Origin of the sequence: Micromonospora sp. CA-248089 (genome assembly GCF_050948515.1) — a bacterium.
In the GTDB taxonomy this organism is placed as follows: Bacteria; Actinomycetota; Actinomycetes; order Mycobacteriales; family Micromonosporaceae; genus Micromonospora.
Window position 1 is genome coordinate 5,386,673 of record NZ_CP192016.1, and the last position, 14,008, is coordinate 5,400,680.

The window sequence follows — 14,008 nt, forward strand, 5'->3', positions numbered from 1 at the left end:
GAAGGTGAGCCAGTTGCCCGAGACGCCGTTGACCAACCGCCCCAAGATGCACACGGGCGTACCCTCCTCGCTGACCACCGCGCAGCGGTGGGTCCTGCGCGGCGTCGCCGTCGCGGACGCTCCCTGCGGTCTGTGGTTCCTCGAGGCGGTGGCCACCCGCACCGGCACCACGCCGGACGAGCCGGCCGGCGCGACGGTCGAGGAGCTGATCTCCCGCGGGTTCCTCGTCGACACCGCCGCCGGCCTGCGGCTGGCCTCGATCGCGCTGCGCGACGAGGCCCTGCGGGACACGCCGCCCTCGGTGCGTCAGGGCCTGCGCGAAGCGGCAGCCGAGGTGCTCGCCGACGCCGGGCGTCCCGCCCAGGCCGCCCGGCAGCTCCTCCTGGTGCTCCCGGCGGTGAGCCGGTCCGCCCGGGCGCTGGCCGCCCGGCTGGCGGCCGACGCGGCGGTCGGTCCGAGCCTCGCCGCGGATCTGCTGCTCGCCACACCCCCGCCCGGCCCGGCCGACGAGCGCCTGGCCTGGCTGGTCGACGTCGCCGACAACCTCTACCTGGCCGGCCGGGTGGACGAGACGCTGCGCATGCTGCACCGGGAGGTCGCGGTCGACAGGTACGGGCCACGCCAGCGGGCGATGCTGCTCGGGCGGCTCGGTGCCTACTACGCGACGCAGCGTCCTTCGCTGTCCCTGACGTACCTCGGGCAGGCGCTCAACCAGGAGCTGGACGCCGCCGGGCGGAGCTGGACGCTCACCATGCTGGCGTCGCAGGCGGCCCGGTTCGGGCACCCCGACGCCGCCGAGCTGGTGGCGGCGGCGGAGCGGGCCCACGAGCGCAGCCCCTCCCCCGGCGGCGGCATCCGGCTGGCCCTGGCGCACGCGTCCCGGGCCACCGCCACCGGCGACCTGCCCCGCGCCGCGCGGATCCTGCGGGAGGTGGACGCGGGCGAGCCCGCCGCCCGCGCCCAGGCGATCTTCCTGCGCGTCGACCGGGTGGCGAACCAGATCGCGCTCGGCCGGTACGTCGACGCGGCGACCGCGCTCGACAGCGTGGCCACGGAGATCGACACGCTCGGTGCGGTGGCACAGCCGCTGGTGACCGCGCTGGACTGCGTCCTGCGGCTGACCACAGGTGAGCTGGCCGAGGCCGAGGTCCGGGCCCGTCTCGCGCTTACCGAACGCGGTGGCACCCTGCCGGCGCAGGCCCGGGTGGACCTGCTCGCCACGGTCGTGGAGGTGCTGCTGCGCCGGGGTGAGGTGGCCGCGGCCCGGGAGCTGCTCGCCGGGGAACGCCCCGCCGTGGGCTGGCCGGACGAGATGCAGTGGTTTCGGCTCGGCTGCGCCGCCGCCGGCGACCCGGAACCGGGCCGGCACGCCGCGCTGCTGGGCGCCGCCTTCGCCGTGCCGGACCGCTCGGTGGCTCCCCTGCTGCTGGTGCCGCACCACGGCCCGCGACTGGTGCGCGCGGCCCTGGCGCTCGGTGACCGGCAGCGGGCCGAGACCCTCGCCGACCACCTGAAGCGGGCCGCCGGGACGACGAACAACGCGCTCTGGCGCGGGGTGGCGCACCAGGTCGACGGGCTGCTGACCGGCGATCCGGCGGCGCTGCGCGCGGCGGTACGGCTGCTGCGCACCACCTCCGCCCGGCCGGCCCTGGCCGACGCGCTGCACGACCTGGCCCGGTCGCCCGGGCTGCCGCAGGCCGAGACGTTCGACCTGCTGGCCGAGGCCGACGCGATGTACACCCGGATGGGTGCCGGCGGGACGCGGGAGCACGACGGCCCGGCGGGCGACGAGGCCCGCCGTCCGGCCGTGGCCGCGCTGACGCCCGCCGAGGTACGGGTGGCCGAACTGCTCGCGGTCGGCATGACGAAGCAGGAGGCGGCCCGGGACCTGTTCGTCTCGTTCCACACCGTCGACACCCACCTGCGCTCGATCTACGCGAAGCTCGGTGTCCGCAACCGGGTGGAGCTGGCGCTGGTCTGGGAGTCCCGGGAGGACGGCTGAGCGCGGACGACCCTGTGGCGTCCGCGCTCAGCGTCGTTCTCAGTGCCGTTGCAACGGGCTCTTCGTCTTCGGAAGCGCCTCGATCAGCTCGCGCGGCACGTTGATCGTGTCCGCGACCACCTCCGGCGGGATGTTCGCCAGCCACTGCGCGAGTGACACGTCCTCGAACTTCGCGGTCCGGAACAGCTCCAGGTAGACGAAGGGCTTGTCGCCGATGTTCTCGATGTAGTGGCCCATCGAGATCGGCACGTATCCGACGTCGCCGGTCTCCATGTTGAAGGTGCGGGCCGTGGCGTGGTTGGCGAAGACGCCCATGCGTCCCTTGCCCGAGATCACGTACTGCATCTCCGCGCCGTTCGGGTGCCAGTGCAGCTCCCGCATCGCGCCGGGCTCGATCTCCACCAGCGCGGCGGTGGTGGTGATCGCCGCGGCGAAGTTGCTCGAGTCGGCGATCCGTACGCTGCCGCCCTCGAACTTCTCCGGCGTCTGCGCGAGGAGGCTGTGCTTGAACGTCCGGGGCACGTCGCCGGTGGGGCTGAACACCCGGTCCTCGGCCAGCGGTGGCGGGCTCTGGCCCGGGAAGATGTAGCGTTCCGACTCGGGCGGGAAGTTGGCCATCTGCTGCATCGTCCAGCCGAAGTTCTTGGCGATGACCTCCCTCGGCACGTGCGCGAAGAAGTCCGTGACCTGGAACGTTCCGTCCTCGGAGTAGCAGCCGTCGTCGAAGACGAGCAGGAACTCCACGCCCTCGTCGTGGGCCTGGATGTGGTGCGGGATGCCGGCCGGGAAATACCAGAGGTCACCCGCCTTGACGTCCTCCAGGAAGTTGCGGCCCTCCTGGTCCACGGCGGCGATCCGGCAACTGCCCGACAGGATGAAGGCCCATTCGGACTGGATGTGCCAGTGCAGTTCCCGGTAGGCGCCGGGGTCGAGCTTCATGTTCACGATCGCCAGGTCGTGGGCGATCGGCAGCAGGCGGTTCGTGACCTCCCGGGTCCACCCGCCGCTCTCCCGGCGGGTGTGCGCCAGCGAGAACGGGAACACCAGGTTCGGCATGAGGCCGTGGTCGGTCGACGGCGGGTTCACCAGGTCCGGGTGGGTGTCGTCGATCGCCGGGTTGCGCGGAACGGTGCCGACCATCGAGTGGTCCTTCGCCGATCCCTTTCCGACGGGGTCAGTGGATCTGGGCATGACGGATGTCCTTCCGGGTGAGGGCCGCCGGCTCGGTGGCCCGGGACGGGACGAACAACGCCCGCAGGTGCTCCGGGCTCTGAACGGCCACCGCGAGCGGAATCGCGACACAGAGGAACAGCGACGCCGCGATGCTCCAGAACGGAGCATCAGTGGCGACTCCGGCGACGGCCAGGGCCGCGATCGAATAGAACGTGACGCGGATTCTGGCGACGGGGAGCACGAACATGCGCTCGGCCTCCTTCGGCTTCGAGTCTCGCCGTCGAGACGCAATTGCGATGCTGCCGAACCGGATGCCGATGGTGAATAACGCGATCGCGCCATTCACCGGAAACGACAGGAAACACTTTTCCCCGGCACTTTCCCGCATCGCGTGCCCCCACGGTTTCACGGGCGCAGCCGGGGGTAGGGAGGGCGATGCCCAACGACGCTGAGGATCGCTGGCGGGTAGGGGAATACGACTTCCACGTACCGCTTCTGGCACTTGCGCTCGCCACCGGCCTCGCCGGCGTTGTCGACGCTTTCTCGTTCCTCAGGTACAAGGTGTTCGTGGGTATTCAGACCGGCAACGTGGCGTTCGTCGGAATGGGGGCCGCCGATCACTTTCCGCCCTGGCCGGCCGCGGTGGCGTCGCTTGGCGCGTTCGGTCTCGGCGGTCTGCTCGGCGCCGGTATCCGCCGCCTCCGTCCGGCCGGTCCGCTCACCCCGCCGGGCATGGAACTGCTCGCCATGCTGGCGCTGCTCGTGCTCTGGGGGCTGGTGGACCGGTCGCTCGACTCGGGGCGCGACTCGATGACCGAGCGCACGATCCTGAGCGCGCTGCTGGCGTTCCCGGTCGGCATCCTCGGCGGGTTGATCGTCCGCACGTTCGGCGTGCAGACCGCCACGTCGTACCAGACCGGAACCGTGCTGCGGACGACGAAGGGCATCGCCGACTGGGTGTTCGAGCCGGAGGGCCGGGCCGCGGCCGGGCGGCTCGCCGCGACCGGCCTGCTCTGCCTGGTCAGCTACGCGATCGGCGGGTTCGTGGGCGCGGCCACCGAGACCCGCCCGATCTGGACGATGATCGTCACCTGGGCCCTGGCCGTGGTGCTCGTCGCGTCCACCTGGGGCAAGCACCCGCCGGCGGTGGTGACCCGGCGGCGCTGACGGGGACCGACCTCAGCCGGCTTCGCGGCGGGCCTTGGCGCGGCGCTTTCCCTCGTGCATCGCCTGCACCCGGGCCACCGGGATGGTCCGCCCCTGCTCGACCAGGTCCGCCGGCAGGCGCTGCGGCGCGGGCAGCGCCTCCGCCCAGGGATCCCGGTCGCCCAGCAGCGCGGGCACGGTCCGCACGGTGAAGTCGGCCGGGCTCGCGCTCTCCAGGTCGGTCCAGCCCACCGGGTACGACACCGGGGCGCCGGGCCGGATCCGAGGGCTGTAGGCGGCCACCACGGTCGCCCCGTACGCCCGGGTGGAGTCGACGAAGACGCGGCCGCCGCGGTCGGCGACGATGAACGCGGTGGTCGCGGCCGCCGGGTCGAGCCGTTCGGTACGGACGGCGAGCGCCCGGGTCGCGGCGGCGGCCTCCTCGGCGGTGGTGGCCGGGTCCACGGGCACGATCACGTGCAGCCCCTTGGCGCCGCTCGTCTTCACCGCGCCGGCCAGCCCGGCGTCGGCGAGCGCCTGCCGCACCAGCAGCGCGACCCGCACCACGGCGCCGAACGCGTCCCCCTCCGGGGGATCGAGATCGAGCACCAGGTGGGTCGGGTGCTCGGCCTGCCCGGCGGGGGCGAGCGTCGGGTGGTACTCCACGGCACGCTGGTTGGCGAACCAGAGCAGCGTGCGGCGGTCGTCGCAGAGGGCGTACGAGATCCGCCGGTGCGACGCCTCCGCCCACACCTCGGTGCGGCGTATCCAGTCGGGCGTGTACTTCGGCAGGTTCTTCTGCATGAACGGGTCCTGGCCGGGCCGCACCCGCAGCACCGACAGCGGCCGGTCCCGCAGTTCCGGCAGGATCCGGTCAGCCATCGCGTCGAGGTAGTCGACCAGGTCGCGTTTCGTCGCCCCGGCGCCGTCGAACAGCGGCTGGTCGAGGTTGGTCAGCGACACTCCGGCCCGGGTCTCGTCGGCGGCACCCATCGGACCACCTTCCCGGGCCGGGCCCGGCTCGGCAACCCCGACACGGTGCCCGGCGCGCTCCGGTGGCCGGCACCTGCGACGATCGAGGCGTGGGCGAGCAGGAGGCGAACCGGTGCGGGTCCGGCCCGGCGGAGCAGGCGAACGCCTGCACCGTGCGGGAGGCGCTGGACCGGGTGGGCGGTAAGTGGGCCATCGGCATCCTGATCGCCGCCTCGGCCGGCCCGGTCCGCTTCACCGAGCTGGAGCGCCGGGTGGAGGGGATCAGCCGCCGGATGCTCACACTGACGCTGCGCAACCTGGAGCGGGACGGGCTGCTGAACCGGCACGTCCACCCCTGCGTGCCGCCGAAGGTCGAGTACACGGCCACCCCGATGGCCCGGGAGCTGTACGACTCGCTGGTGGCGCTGACCAGTTGGGCCGAACGGCACCGGGAGGCGATCAGCGCGGCCCGGGCCGCGTACGACCGCAGGCACGGCCACCCGCCGGTCTGACTCAGCCCTCCACCCGCTGCGCCCAGTCGATGTGGTGGTCGAACAGCCAGGCCTGGGCGGCGCCGCCGTTACGCGCCAGGTAGCGGGCGGCGAGCGGCATGCCCAGGTCCCGGACCAACCGCCCGACCGGGCCGGCGACCTTCGTGGTGCTGGTCCGCCGCCCCTGCGCGACCACCCGCTCCACCCGGTCGCGGCGCAGCCGCTCGTAGGCCCGGAACGCGGCCGGCACGTCCGGCAGGTCGCGCAGGCAGCGGGCGAGCTGGACGGCGTCCTCGAAGGCCATCGCCGCGCCCTGCCCGGAGGAGGGGGCGGCGGTGTGCGCCGCGTCGCCGATCACGATCATGCGGTCGCGGTGCCAGACCGGCACCGAGGGCAGGTCGTACGTGGGCCAGCCGTACTCGATCCGCGCGGTGTGGTCGAGGATCGTCGTCGCCGGTCCCGGATCGCCGGCGAGCAACGCGCGCAGCCGGGACCGGGCCTCGTCCGGGCCGATCGCGGCGAGGTGTTCCCGGCTCGGCTCGTCCGGCTGCGGCGGGTTGGCGAACCACCAGACCTCGTCCTCCCCCACCACGATCCAGCAGAAGAAGCAGCGCCGGCCGAACATCATCTGCATCACGCCGCGCTCGTCGGGCAGGCGCAGCCCGTGGGCGAAGCCGCCGGCGTTCAGCAGCGGCACGTAGCGGGGCGCGGGGGCGGCCGGGTCGATCAGCGCGCGGACCCGGGAGCGCAGCCCGTCGGCGCCGACGAGCAGGTCGCCGTGGGCGGTGCGGCCGTCGGCGAACCGGGCGGTCACACCGCCGCCGGTCGAGTCGGCGCCGGTCAGGCGCGCGCCGTGGACGAACTCGACGCCCCGGCGCAGCGCCTCGTCGCGCAGCGCGCGGTAGAGGTCAGACCGGCCGACGGTACGGCTGCCCGGGGCGCCGAACTCGGCGAGCCGGCGTCCCCTGTGGTTGTGCATGAGCATCCGGGGTGTCGGGTGTCCGAGCCCGGCCACCAGGTCGTCGAGGTCGATCGCGCGCAGCGCGTCGAGCCCGTTTGCCGAGAGCGTGAGGAAGGCGCCCACTCCGACCGCGTCCCGCGGGTACGCCTCGTACACCGCAGCGTCGATGCCGGCGCGCCGCAGCGCCATGGCGGCGACCGGGCCGGCCAGTCCGGCACCGACGACGACAGCTTTAGTCATGCCATGACTATACATAAAATGACTATGGCGCGACAGGGGGCACCTAGGGTGGGGCCATGACGGTTCGTCGCTCGCCGCTGGCGATGATGGTGCTGGCCCTCCTGGTCGAGGAGCCGATGCACGCGTACCGGATGCAGCAGCTCATCCGGGAGCGGGAGAAGCACGACGTGGTGAACGTCGCGCAGCGCAACAGCATCTACCAGACCATCGAGCGGCTGCGCCGCGACGAGCTGATCCGGGTGGCCGAGACCCGACGCGAGGAGGGGCGGCCGGAGCGCATCGTGTACGCGCTCACACCGGCCGGCCGGAGCACGCTCGACGGGTGGCTCGCCGACGCGCTCGCCACCCCCGCCCGGGAGTTCCCGGAGTTCCCCGCCGCGCTGTCGTTCCTGCCGATCCTGCCGCCCGAGGAGGCGGCCCGGCGGCTCGACCAGCGGGCCGGCGCCATCGAGGCACGGTTGCGTGAGCGTGAGGCGGCGCTGGCCGGGGTACAACTCCCCCGGCTCTTCCTGGTCGAGGACGAATACCAACTGACGCTGCTCCGCGCCGAACTGGACTGGGTACGCGCGCTCGTCGCCGACCTGCGCTCCGGCGCGCTCACCTGGTCCGGTGAATGGCTCGCCGACTGGACCGGGACACCGGCCTGACCTGCGGGAACGTGCCGTTGTGGCGAACGCCACGCGGCGGATCTGACCGATCGGTCAGCACCTGACCGATCGGTCAGGCATGCTGGATGACATGGCGCGACCCACCCCCGCCACCCACGACGAGCTGCTGGCCGCTGCCGCTCGCCGGTTCGCCGTCACCGGATACAAGGGCACCTCACTGCAGGACATCGCCCGCGACGTCGGCTGCTCCAAGGCGACGGTGCTCTACCACTTCGCCAGCAAGGAAGCCCTGCTCTGCGAGCTGATGGCACCGGCCATCACCATGCTGGAGGAACTGGACGTCCGGATCGCCGCACACACCGGCGCCGAGGCCCAGCGCGTCGCCGCGGACGGCTTCGTCGACCTGGCGGTCCGCTTCCGCCGGGAGATCGCGCTGCTGCGGGGAGAGTTCCCCGACCTGCTCCAGCAGCCCGCGTTCGCCCACATCCAGCAGATCTCCGAACAACTGGTCGCCGCGTTCGCCGGCTTCTCCGATCGCCCGGAGGCACGCGTCGCGGCGCTCGTCGTGCTCGCCGGGATCGCCGAGACCTGCGGCGAGTTCCTGGACATCCCCGACGACCAGCTGCGACCCGCGCTGCTCGCCGTGGCGTACCGCGCGCTCGAAGTCACCACCTGATCCGTTTCTGCGAGGACAAGGAAGGTCCATGGCGACCCTGCTGTACCGGCTCGGCCGGGCATCCCTGCGCCGGCGGCGACTCGTCGCCGTCGTCTGGCTCGTCGTACTCGTCGGCCTCGGCCTGGCCGCGGCCACGCTGCGAGGCCCGACGGCGAGCAACTTCACCATGCCGGGCACCGAGTCGCAGAAGGCGATCGACCTGCTCGCCGACCGCTTCCCGGCGGCCAGCGGCGCCACCGGCACCATCGCGATCAAGGCGCCACAGGACGGCGCGCTGACCACGCCCGCCGGACAGGCCGTGGTCAAGCAGGTCACGGAGGAGGCGGCCACGCTCCCGGGCGTGGTCGGCGCGGTCGACCCGTACCAGGCGCAGGCCCTCACCCCGGACGGCCGGTACGCGCTGATCCAGGTGCAGTTCGCCGGCGGCGCGGACGAGGTCACCGACGAGCAGCGCGAGGCGTACGAGAAGGTCGGCGCCCAGGCCGAGACGCAGGGCTGGCAGATCGCGCCCGGCGGCGAGGTGCTCAACGGTGAGCCGGAGGTCGGCTCGACCGAGGCGATCGGCGTGCTGGTCGCGGCGATCGTCCTGGTGATCACGTTCGGCTCGCTCGTGGCGGCCGGAATGACCATGCTGAACGCGCTGATCGGTGTCGGCGTCGGCATGGCCGGTCTGTTCGCGCTCAGCGGCGCGGTCGAACTGACCAGCACCGCGCCGATCCTGGCGCTGATGCTCGGCCTCGCGGTCGGCATCGACTACTCGCTGTTCATCACCTCCCGGCACCGGCAGAACCTCCTCGACGGACTCTCCCCGGAGGAGGCGGTCGGCCGCGCGGTCGGCACCGCCGGTTCCGCTGTGGTCTTCGCCGGCGCGACCGTCGTGGTGGCGCTCGCCGGCCTGGCCGTCGTGGGCATCCCGTTCCTCACCGTGATGGGCCTGGCCGCCGCCGGCACCGTCACCGTGGCCGTGCTGGTGGCGATCACGCTGGCCCCGGCGCTGCTCGGCTTCGCCGGCCACAAGGTGCTGCCGCGCAAGCTGCGTGACCGCAAGGCGGTCGAGGACCCGGCCACCGGCTCGGAGGACCGCTCCGGCTTCGGCTTCCGCTGGGCGCGGTGGGTGACCCGGTTCCGTATCCCGGTGATCCTGGTCGGCCTGCTCGGCCTCGGCCTGCTCGCGATCCCGGCGCAGGACATGCGCCTGGCGCTGCCGGACGCGTCCGCCGCCGCCGAGGGCACCCCGGCCCGGGTCAGCAGCGACCTGATCCGCGAGGGCTTCGGCCCCGGCTTCACCGGCCGGCTCGCGGTCGTGGTGACCGCCGACTCGCCGCAGGACACCCAGGCCGCCATCCCGCAGGTGACCGCGCTGGTCCAGAAGACCGACGGGGTGCTGGCGGTGGCCCCGCCGCAGGTCGACCCGTCGGGGCGTACCGCGCTGATCGGGGTGATCCCGAAGTCCGGCCCGACCGACGAGGCCACCGAGACGGTGGTGCACGACATCCGTAAGCAGGTCTCCGGCATCCAGAACGCCGACGTGCTGCTCACCGGCGTCACCGCGGTCGGCATCGACGTGTCGGAGAAGCTCTCCGACGCGCTGCCGGTCTACCTGCTGCTGGTGGTGGGCCTGTCGATCCTGCTGCTGATGCTGGTGTTCCGGTCGATCCTGGTGCCGGTCAAGGCGGCGCTGGGCTTCCTGCTCACCGTGGCGGCCACGTTCGGCATCACCGTGGCGGTGTTCCAGCAGGGCCACCTGGCCGACCTGGTCGGCCTGGACACCCCGGCCCCGCTGGTCAGCTTCCTGCCGATCCTGCTCATCGGCATCCTGTTCGGCCTGGCCATGGACTACGAGGTCTTCCTGGTCTCCCGGATGCGCGAGGACTTCGTGCACGGCGACACGGCCCAGCAGGCCACCATCAACGGCATGGGGCACGGCGCCCGGGTGGTCACCGCCGCCGCGCTCATCATGATCTCGGTGTTCGGCGGCTTCGTCTTCCTGGAGGACCCGATCATCAAGTCGATGGGCTTCGCGCTCGCGATCGGTGTCGCCATCGACGCGTTCGTGGTCCGGATGACGATCGTGCCGGCGGTGATGTCGTTGCTGAACAACGCCGCCTGGTGGCTGCCGCGCTGGCTGAACAAGATCCTGCCCAACGTGGACGTCGAGGGCGAGGGCCTGCGGGCCCATCTCGCCGAGAAGCAGCACGCGAACGTGTGAGCCGCACGGGTGGGGCCCCGCGGGGCCCCACCCGGTCACACCCCCGCCGGGTACGTCTCCATCTCGCCCGGCGTCACGCGCGCCGGCAGCGGGTGCAGCGCCGTCGTCTCGTCGCACCAGATGAACGCGTCGTAGCGCTCACCCAGCCGGGTCGGCACGTAGTTGCCCCAGGACTCGAAGCTCGGGTCGTACACCACCCCGATCGCCCGGTGGTCCGCCTCGCCGGTCACCCATTCCGGCTGGTCGTCGCCGCCGAACACGAGCACCGCCCGGTCCGGCATCAGCTCGTGCAGCCGATGCTCCACCGAACCCTCCCGGGCCGGCGGCACCACCATCGTCTCGGCCGGTGAGCCCCAGCGCGGCGCGGCGACCACGCTGCCGTGCCAGCTGCCGAAACCGATCAGTGCCACCGCGTCCCGGCCGTGCCGTTCCCGGCCGAGCTGCCCGATGTTGACCATGCCGTCCGCCGCCATGTCGGTGGCCCGGGCGTCGCCGACGTGCGTGTTGTGCGCCCACACGATCCCCCGCGAGCCCGGCCCGTACCGGTCCAGCAGCCGGTCGAGCGTGTCCGCCATGTGGACGTCCCGCACGTTCCACGACTCGGGGCCGCCGCCGACCATGGACCGGTAGTACCGCTCCGCGCCGGCCACCACCTCCGCGTTCTGCCAGGCCGAGAAGCGGTCCGGGCCGTCCGCGGCGGCCTGTTCCCGGGTACGCGCCAGCAGCCGTACCACCTCCTCCTCGCACCGTGCGGAGACGAACCGGCTGGCCATCCCGTACTCCTCGACCCGTTTGCCGTACGGCTCGAAGCAGCGGTACGCCTCCTGGGCCGCCTCCAGCGAGGCCGGGTCCTCCTCACCGAGGTAGTCGAAGATGGCCTGCATCGACTCCCAGAGGGAATACACGTCCAGGCCATGGAAGCCGGCCCGCTCCCCCTCGGGGCGTTCCAGGTTCCACGCCCGCAGCCAGCGGCAGAAGCGGGCCACCTCGGCGTTCGCCCACATCCAGGTCGGCCAGCGTTCGAACCGTTCCAGCGCGACGAGCGGATCGGCCAGACCGCCGGGCGCTCCCACCACCGATCGGTGCACCCGGTCGCAGTCCGGCCAGTCCCCCTCCACCGCCACGAAGTCGAAGCCCTGCTCGGCGATGAGCCGCCGGGTCAGCTGTTCCCGCAGCCGGTAGTAGTCGTAGCTGCCGTGCGTCGCCTCGCCGATCATCACCACCCGGGCGTCCCGTACGCGGTCCAGCAAGGGGTCGAAGTCGCTCGGCGCGCCGAGCCGCTGTACCAGCATGTCCGCGGCTACCCGGGGCCCGCCGGGGCAAACCGCCGGGGCCGGGAGCGGCATTCCCGCCGCCGGCTCCGGAGCCGGCGGCGGGAATGCCGCCGGGCTCAGCGGGTAGCCGGGCGGCATGACCGTCACCGGCGCGCAGTTGCAGGAGTTCCTGGCCGGGCTGGACTACCCGGTCTCCCGGGAGGACCTGGTCCGCTGGGGCCAGGAGAACGGCGCGAGCACCGAGGCGCTCCAGGCGTTGCGATCCCTGCCGGCCGAGGAGTTCCAGTCCCCCACCGAACTGGGCGAGGCGATCGTCACCCTGGCCGGCGCCTGACCGACGGGTGTCAAGAAGGGCCCCTTCCTCTACCGGAGGCGTTAATAAGGGGCCCTTCCTTACAGCTCGACGGTGCGGGCCTGGGCGCGGGCGGTCTGCGCGGCGTCCAGCACGGCCACCACCTCGCGCCCGAACCGCACGTCGCAGCGGTGGTCGCGGGTGCCGGCGTCGACCTCCTCCAGCAACTGGTCGAGCGCGGCGCCGAACGCCTGGAGCGCGCTGCCGTCGCCGGGCGGGACGGTCTCGGTGCCGTTCTCGCCGAAGAAGACGACGTCCCGGGTGACCGCCTCGGGTGGCGCGTCCAGGGTGAGCGACAGCGAACTGGTCGCGCCGCCGTCGTGGGTGAGCAGCAGGTGCACCAGGCCGCTCGGGCCGTCCATCGCGGCGACCCGGGTGACCCGGCCGAGCACCGGCAGGATCAGCGACAACGCGTGCGGGCCGATGTCCCAGAGCGCACCGCGCTCCCGCCGCCAGGTCGAGTCGCCGTAGGGGTTACCCGGCTGGAAGATCGACGCGAACATGGTGGCGCGGGCGTGCTGCCAGCCGCCGGCCGCCGCGGTCGAGGCGAGGAACCCGGTCACGTTCGGGTGGAAGCGCTGGGTGAAGAAGACCACCGAGGCCACCCCGGACGCCTGCGCCGCGTCGACCACCCGGTCGGCGTCGGCGAGGTCGAGCGCCAGCGGCTTGTCCAGCAGCAGGTGCCGCCCGGCGGTGGCGGCCCGGACGGCGATGTCGGCCTGCACGTCCGGCGGGAGCGCCACGGCGACCGCGTCGGCGGCGTCGATCAGCGCGTCCACGTCGGTGAAGGCCGGTACGCCGTGCCGGGTGGCCAGTTCCTCCGCCTTCGCCGGGTTCCGCCCCCAGACACCGGCGAGCCGGGCCCGCGGGTGTGCCTCGATGGCCGCGGCGTGCGTCTCCGCCGCCCAGTAACCAGTGCCGAACAACCCGAACCGCACCCCGACCCCCTGCCGTCCACGTCCGCCACCGGCGTACGCCGGGACCGTGATCCACGCTAGTCGCCGGACCCGTCCGGCGCGCCCCGACCCGGCGGGCGAGCCGCTACTACACGGATTAGTAGGCTGTGCCGGTGAACGACACCGTGTCGACGACCAGCGCGGCAGCCGCCTCTCCGGTGGACGGGCCGCTCGCCACGGTCGCGATCGTGATCTCGCTGGCGGTCGCCGTCTGGGCCCTGGTGGCGGCGATACGCCACCGGCCGCCGGACCGGATCCAGTTCGTCGGCCTGGCCGTGCTGGAGGTGGCGCTGCTCGCGCTCACCGTGGCGGCCCTCGTCGCGCTCGGCGGCGGGGATCGGCCGGGCGAGCCGGGCGCGTTCTTCGGCTACCTGGCGACGCTCGTCTGCCTGCCGCCGCTGGCCTGGGTGCTGGCCCGGATGGAGCCGACCCGCTGGGGCTCGGGCATCGTCTGCGCGATCTGCCTGGTCACGCCGGTCGTGGCGGTACGGCTGCAGCAGACCTGGGAGGTCCTCGGTGGCTGAGTCCACGACCGAGCAGCGCGCCACCAATCGCGGGCCGGGCCGGCTGCTGATCGCGGTCTACATCGTCTTCGCCATCGCCGCGACCTCGCGGGCGAGCTTGCAGATCGCCACGAAGTTCGACGAGGCGCCGGTGGCGTACCTGCTCTCCGCGGTGGCGGCACTGATCTACATCGTGGCGGCGGTCGGGCTGGCCCGGGCCGGGCACGCCGGCCGCCGGGTCGCGCTGGCCTGCTGCACAGTCGAACTGGTCGGGGTGCTCGGGGTGGGCGTGCTGAGCATCGCCGACAAGGAGTTGTTCCCGGACGAGACGGTCTGGTCCGACTTCGGCAGCGGCTACGGCTACGTGCCGCTGGTGCTGCCGGTACTCGGCCTGTTCTGGCTGTGGCGCACCCGGCGCGACCCCGCCTGAGCGAGCCCGCGCCGG

General features: G+C 73.0%; 15 protein-coding genes. 9 read left to right on the forward strand and 6 right to left on the reverse strand.

The features are described 5' to 3' along the window. The first annotated feature begins 4 nt into the window (after positions 1-4). A complete protein-coding gene (locus tag ACQP26_RS25195) occupies positions 5-2,002 on the forward strand; it encodes a LuxR C-terminal-related transcriptional regulator (RefSeq protein WP_433494170.1) in 1,998 nt (665 codons plus the stop codon). Positions 2,003-2,041: 39 nt separating this feature from the next. Here the strand turns inward: ACQP26_RS25195 and ACQP26_RS25200 are convergent, their stop codons facing one another. After that, positions 2,042-3,193, reverse strand: a complete 1,152-nt coding sequence (locus ACQP26_RS25200; protein WP_433494171.1) for a cupin domain-containing protein — start codon at positions 3,191-3,193, stop codon at positions 2,042-2,044. Further along, entirely contained in the window at positions 3,177-3,563 is a 387-nt protein-coding gene (locus ACQP26_RS25205; RefSeq protein ID WP_433494172.1) for a hypothetical protein, read from the reverse strand. The genes ACQP26_RS25200 and ACQP26_RS25205 overlap by 17 nt, the downstream gene beginning before the upstream one ends. Positions 3,564-3,610: 47 nt before the next feature. On the opposite strand from ACQP26_RS25205, the gene ACQP26_RS25210 reads away from it, so the two are divergent. Continuing rightward, on the forward strand, positions 3,611-4,342 hold the full coding sequence (locus ACQP26_RS25210; protein WP_433494173.1) for a DUF1275 family protein: 732 nt from the start codon (positions 3,611-3,613) through the stop codon (positions 4,340-4,342). Positions 4,343-4,354: 12 nt separating this feature from the next. Here the strand turns inward: ACQP26_RS25210 and ligD are convergent, their stop codons facing one another. After that, complete coding sequence (gene ligD, locus ACQP26_RS25215; RefSeq protein ID WP_433494174.1) at positions 4,355-5,314, reverse strand: non-homologous end-joining DNA ligase; 960 nt, start codon at positions 5,312-5,314, stop codon at positions 4,355-4,357. Positions 5,315-5,403: 89 nt separating this feature from the next. Between ligD and ACQP26_RS25220 the strand changes: the two genes are divergently transcribed. After that, the gene (locus tag ACQP26_RS25220) at positions 5,404-5,805 is read left to right on the forward strand and encodes a winged helix-turn-helix transcriptional regulator (protein ID WP_281579868.1); all 402 of its coding nucleotides are present in this window, start codon (positions 5,404-5,406) and stop codon (positions 5,803-5,805) included. A 1-nt stretch (position 5,806) separates the two neighbouring features. Here ACQP26_RS25220 and ACQP26_RS25225 read toward each other — a convergent pair whose 3' ends face one another. After that, on the reverse strand, positions 5,807-6,985 hold the full coding sequence (locus ACQP26_RS25225) for an FAD-dependent oxidoreductase (protein ID WP_433494175.1): 1,179 nt from the start codon (positions 6,983-6,985) through the stop codon (positions 5,807-5,809). Between the two features lie 56 nt (positions 6,986-7,041). On the opposite strand from ACQP26_RS25225, the gene ACQP26_RS25230 reads away from it, so the two are divergent. From ACQP26_RS25230 to ACQP26_RS25240, 3 genes are all read left to right on the forward strand, one after another. Continuing rightward, a complete protein-coding gene (locus ACQP26_RS25230; protein ID WP_269704310.1) occupies positions 7,042-7,632 on the forward strand; it encodes a PadR family transcriptional regulator in 591 nt (196 codons plus the stop codon). Positions 7,633-7,723: 91 nt separating this feature from the next. Beyond that, positions 7,724-8,269 carry a TetR/AcrR family transcriptional regulator gene (locus tag ACQP26_RS25235; RefSeq protein ID WP_433494176.1) on the forward strand — a complete coding sequence of 182 codons (546 nt, stop codon included), beginning with the start codon at positions 7,724-7,726 and terminating at the stop codon, positions 8,267-8,269. 28 nt (positions 8,270-8,297) lie between these two features. Continuing rightward, positions 8,298-10,478, forward strand: coding sequence for an MMPL family transporter (locus tag ACQP26_RS25240; protein WP_269704306.1), 2,181 nt, complete (start codon positions 8,298-8,300; stop codon positions 10,476-10,478). Between the two features lie 35 nt (positions 10,479-10,513). On the opposite strand, the gene ACQP26_RS25245 is transcribed toward ACQP26_RS25240, so the two are convergent. Next, complete coding sequence (locus ACQP26_RS25245) at positions 10,514-11,770, reverse strand: erythromycin esterase family protein (protein WP_433494177.1); 1,257 nt, start codon at positions 11,768-11,770, stop codon at positions 10,514-10,516. 118 nt (positions 11,771-11,888) lie between these two features. Between ACQP26_RS25245 and ACQP26_RS25250 the strand changes: the two genes are divergently transcribed. Beyond that, positions 11,889-12,086 carry a DUF2795 domain-containing protein gene (locus tag ACQP26_RS25250; RefSeq protein WP_043328589.1) on the forward strand — a complete coding sequence of 66 codons (198 nt, stop codon included), beginning with the start codon at positions 11,889-11,891 and terminating at the stop codon, positions 12,084-12,086. A gap of 59 nt (positions 12,087-12,145) precedes the next feature. On the opposite strand, the gene ACQP26_RS25255 is transcribed toward ACQP26_RS25250, so the two are convergent. Then, entirely contained in the window at positions 12,146-13,042 is an 897-nt protein-coding gene (locus ACQP26_RS25255) for a Gfo/Idh/MocA family protein (RefSeq protein WP_433494178.1), read from the reverse strand. A gap of 131 nt (positions 13,043-13,173) precedes the next feature. On the opposite strand from ACQP26_RS25255, the gene ACQP26_RS25260 reads away from it, so the two are divergent. Continuing rightward, positions 13,174-13,584 (forward strand): hypothetical protein, encoded by a 411-nt coding sequence (locus tag ACQP26_RS25260; protein ID WP_433494179.1) that lies wholly within the window; start codon positions 13,174-13,176, stop codon positions 13,582-13,584. Next, a complete protein-coding gene (locus ACQP26_RS25265) occupies positions 13,577-13,993 on the forward strand; it encodes a hypothetical protein (RefSeq protein WP_269704300.1) in 417 nt (138 codons plus the stop codon). Before ACQP26_RS25260 ends, ACQP26_RS25265 begins: the two co-directional genes overlap by 8 nt. Positions 13,994-14,008 lie beyond the last annotated feature (15 nt).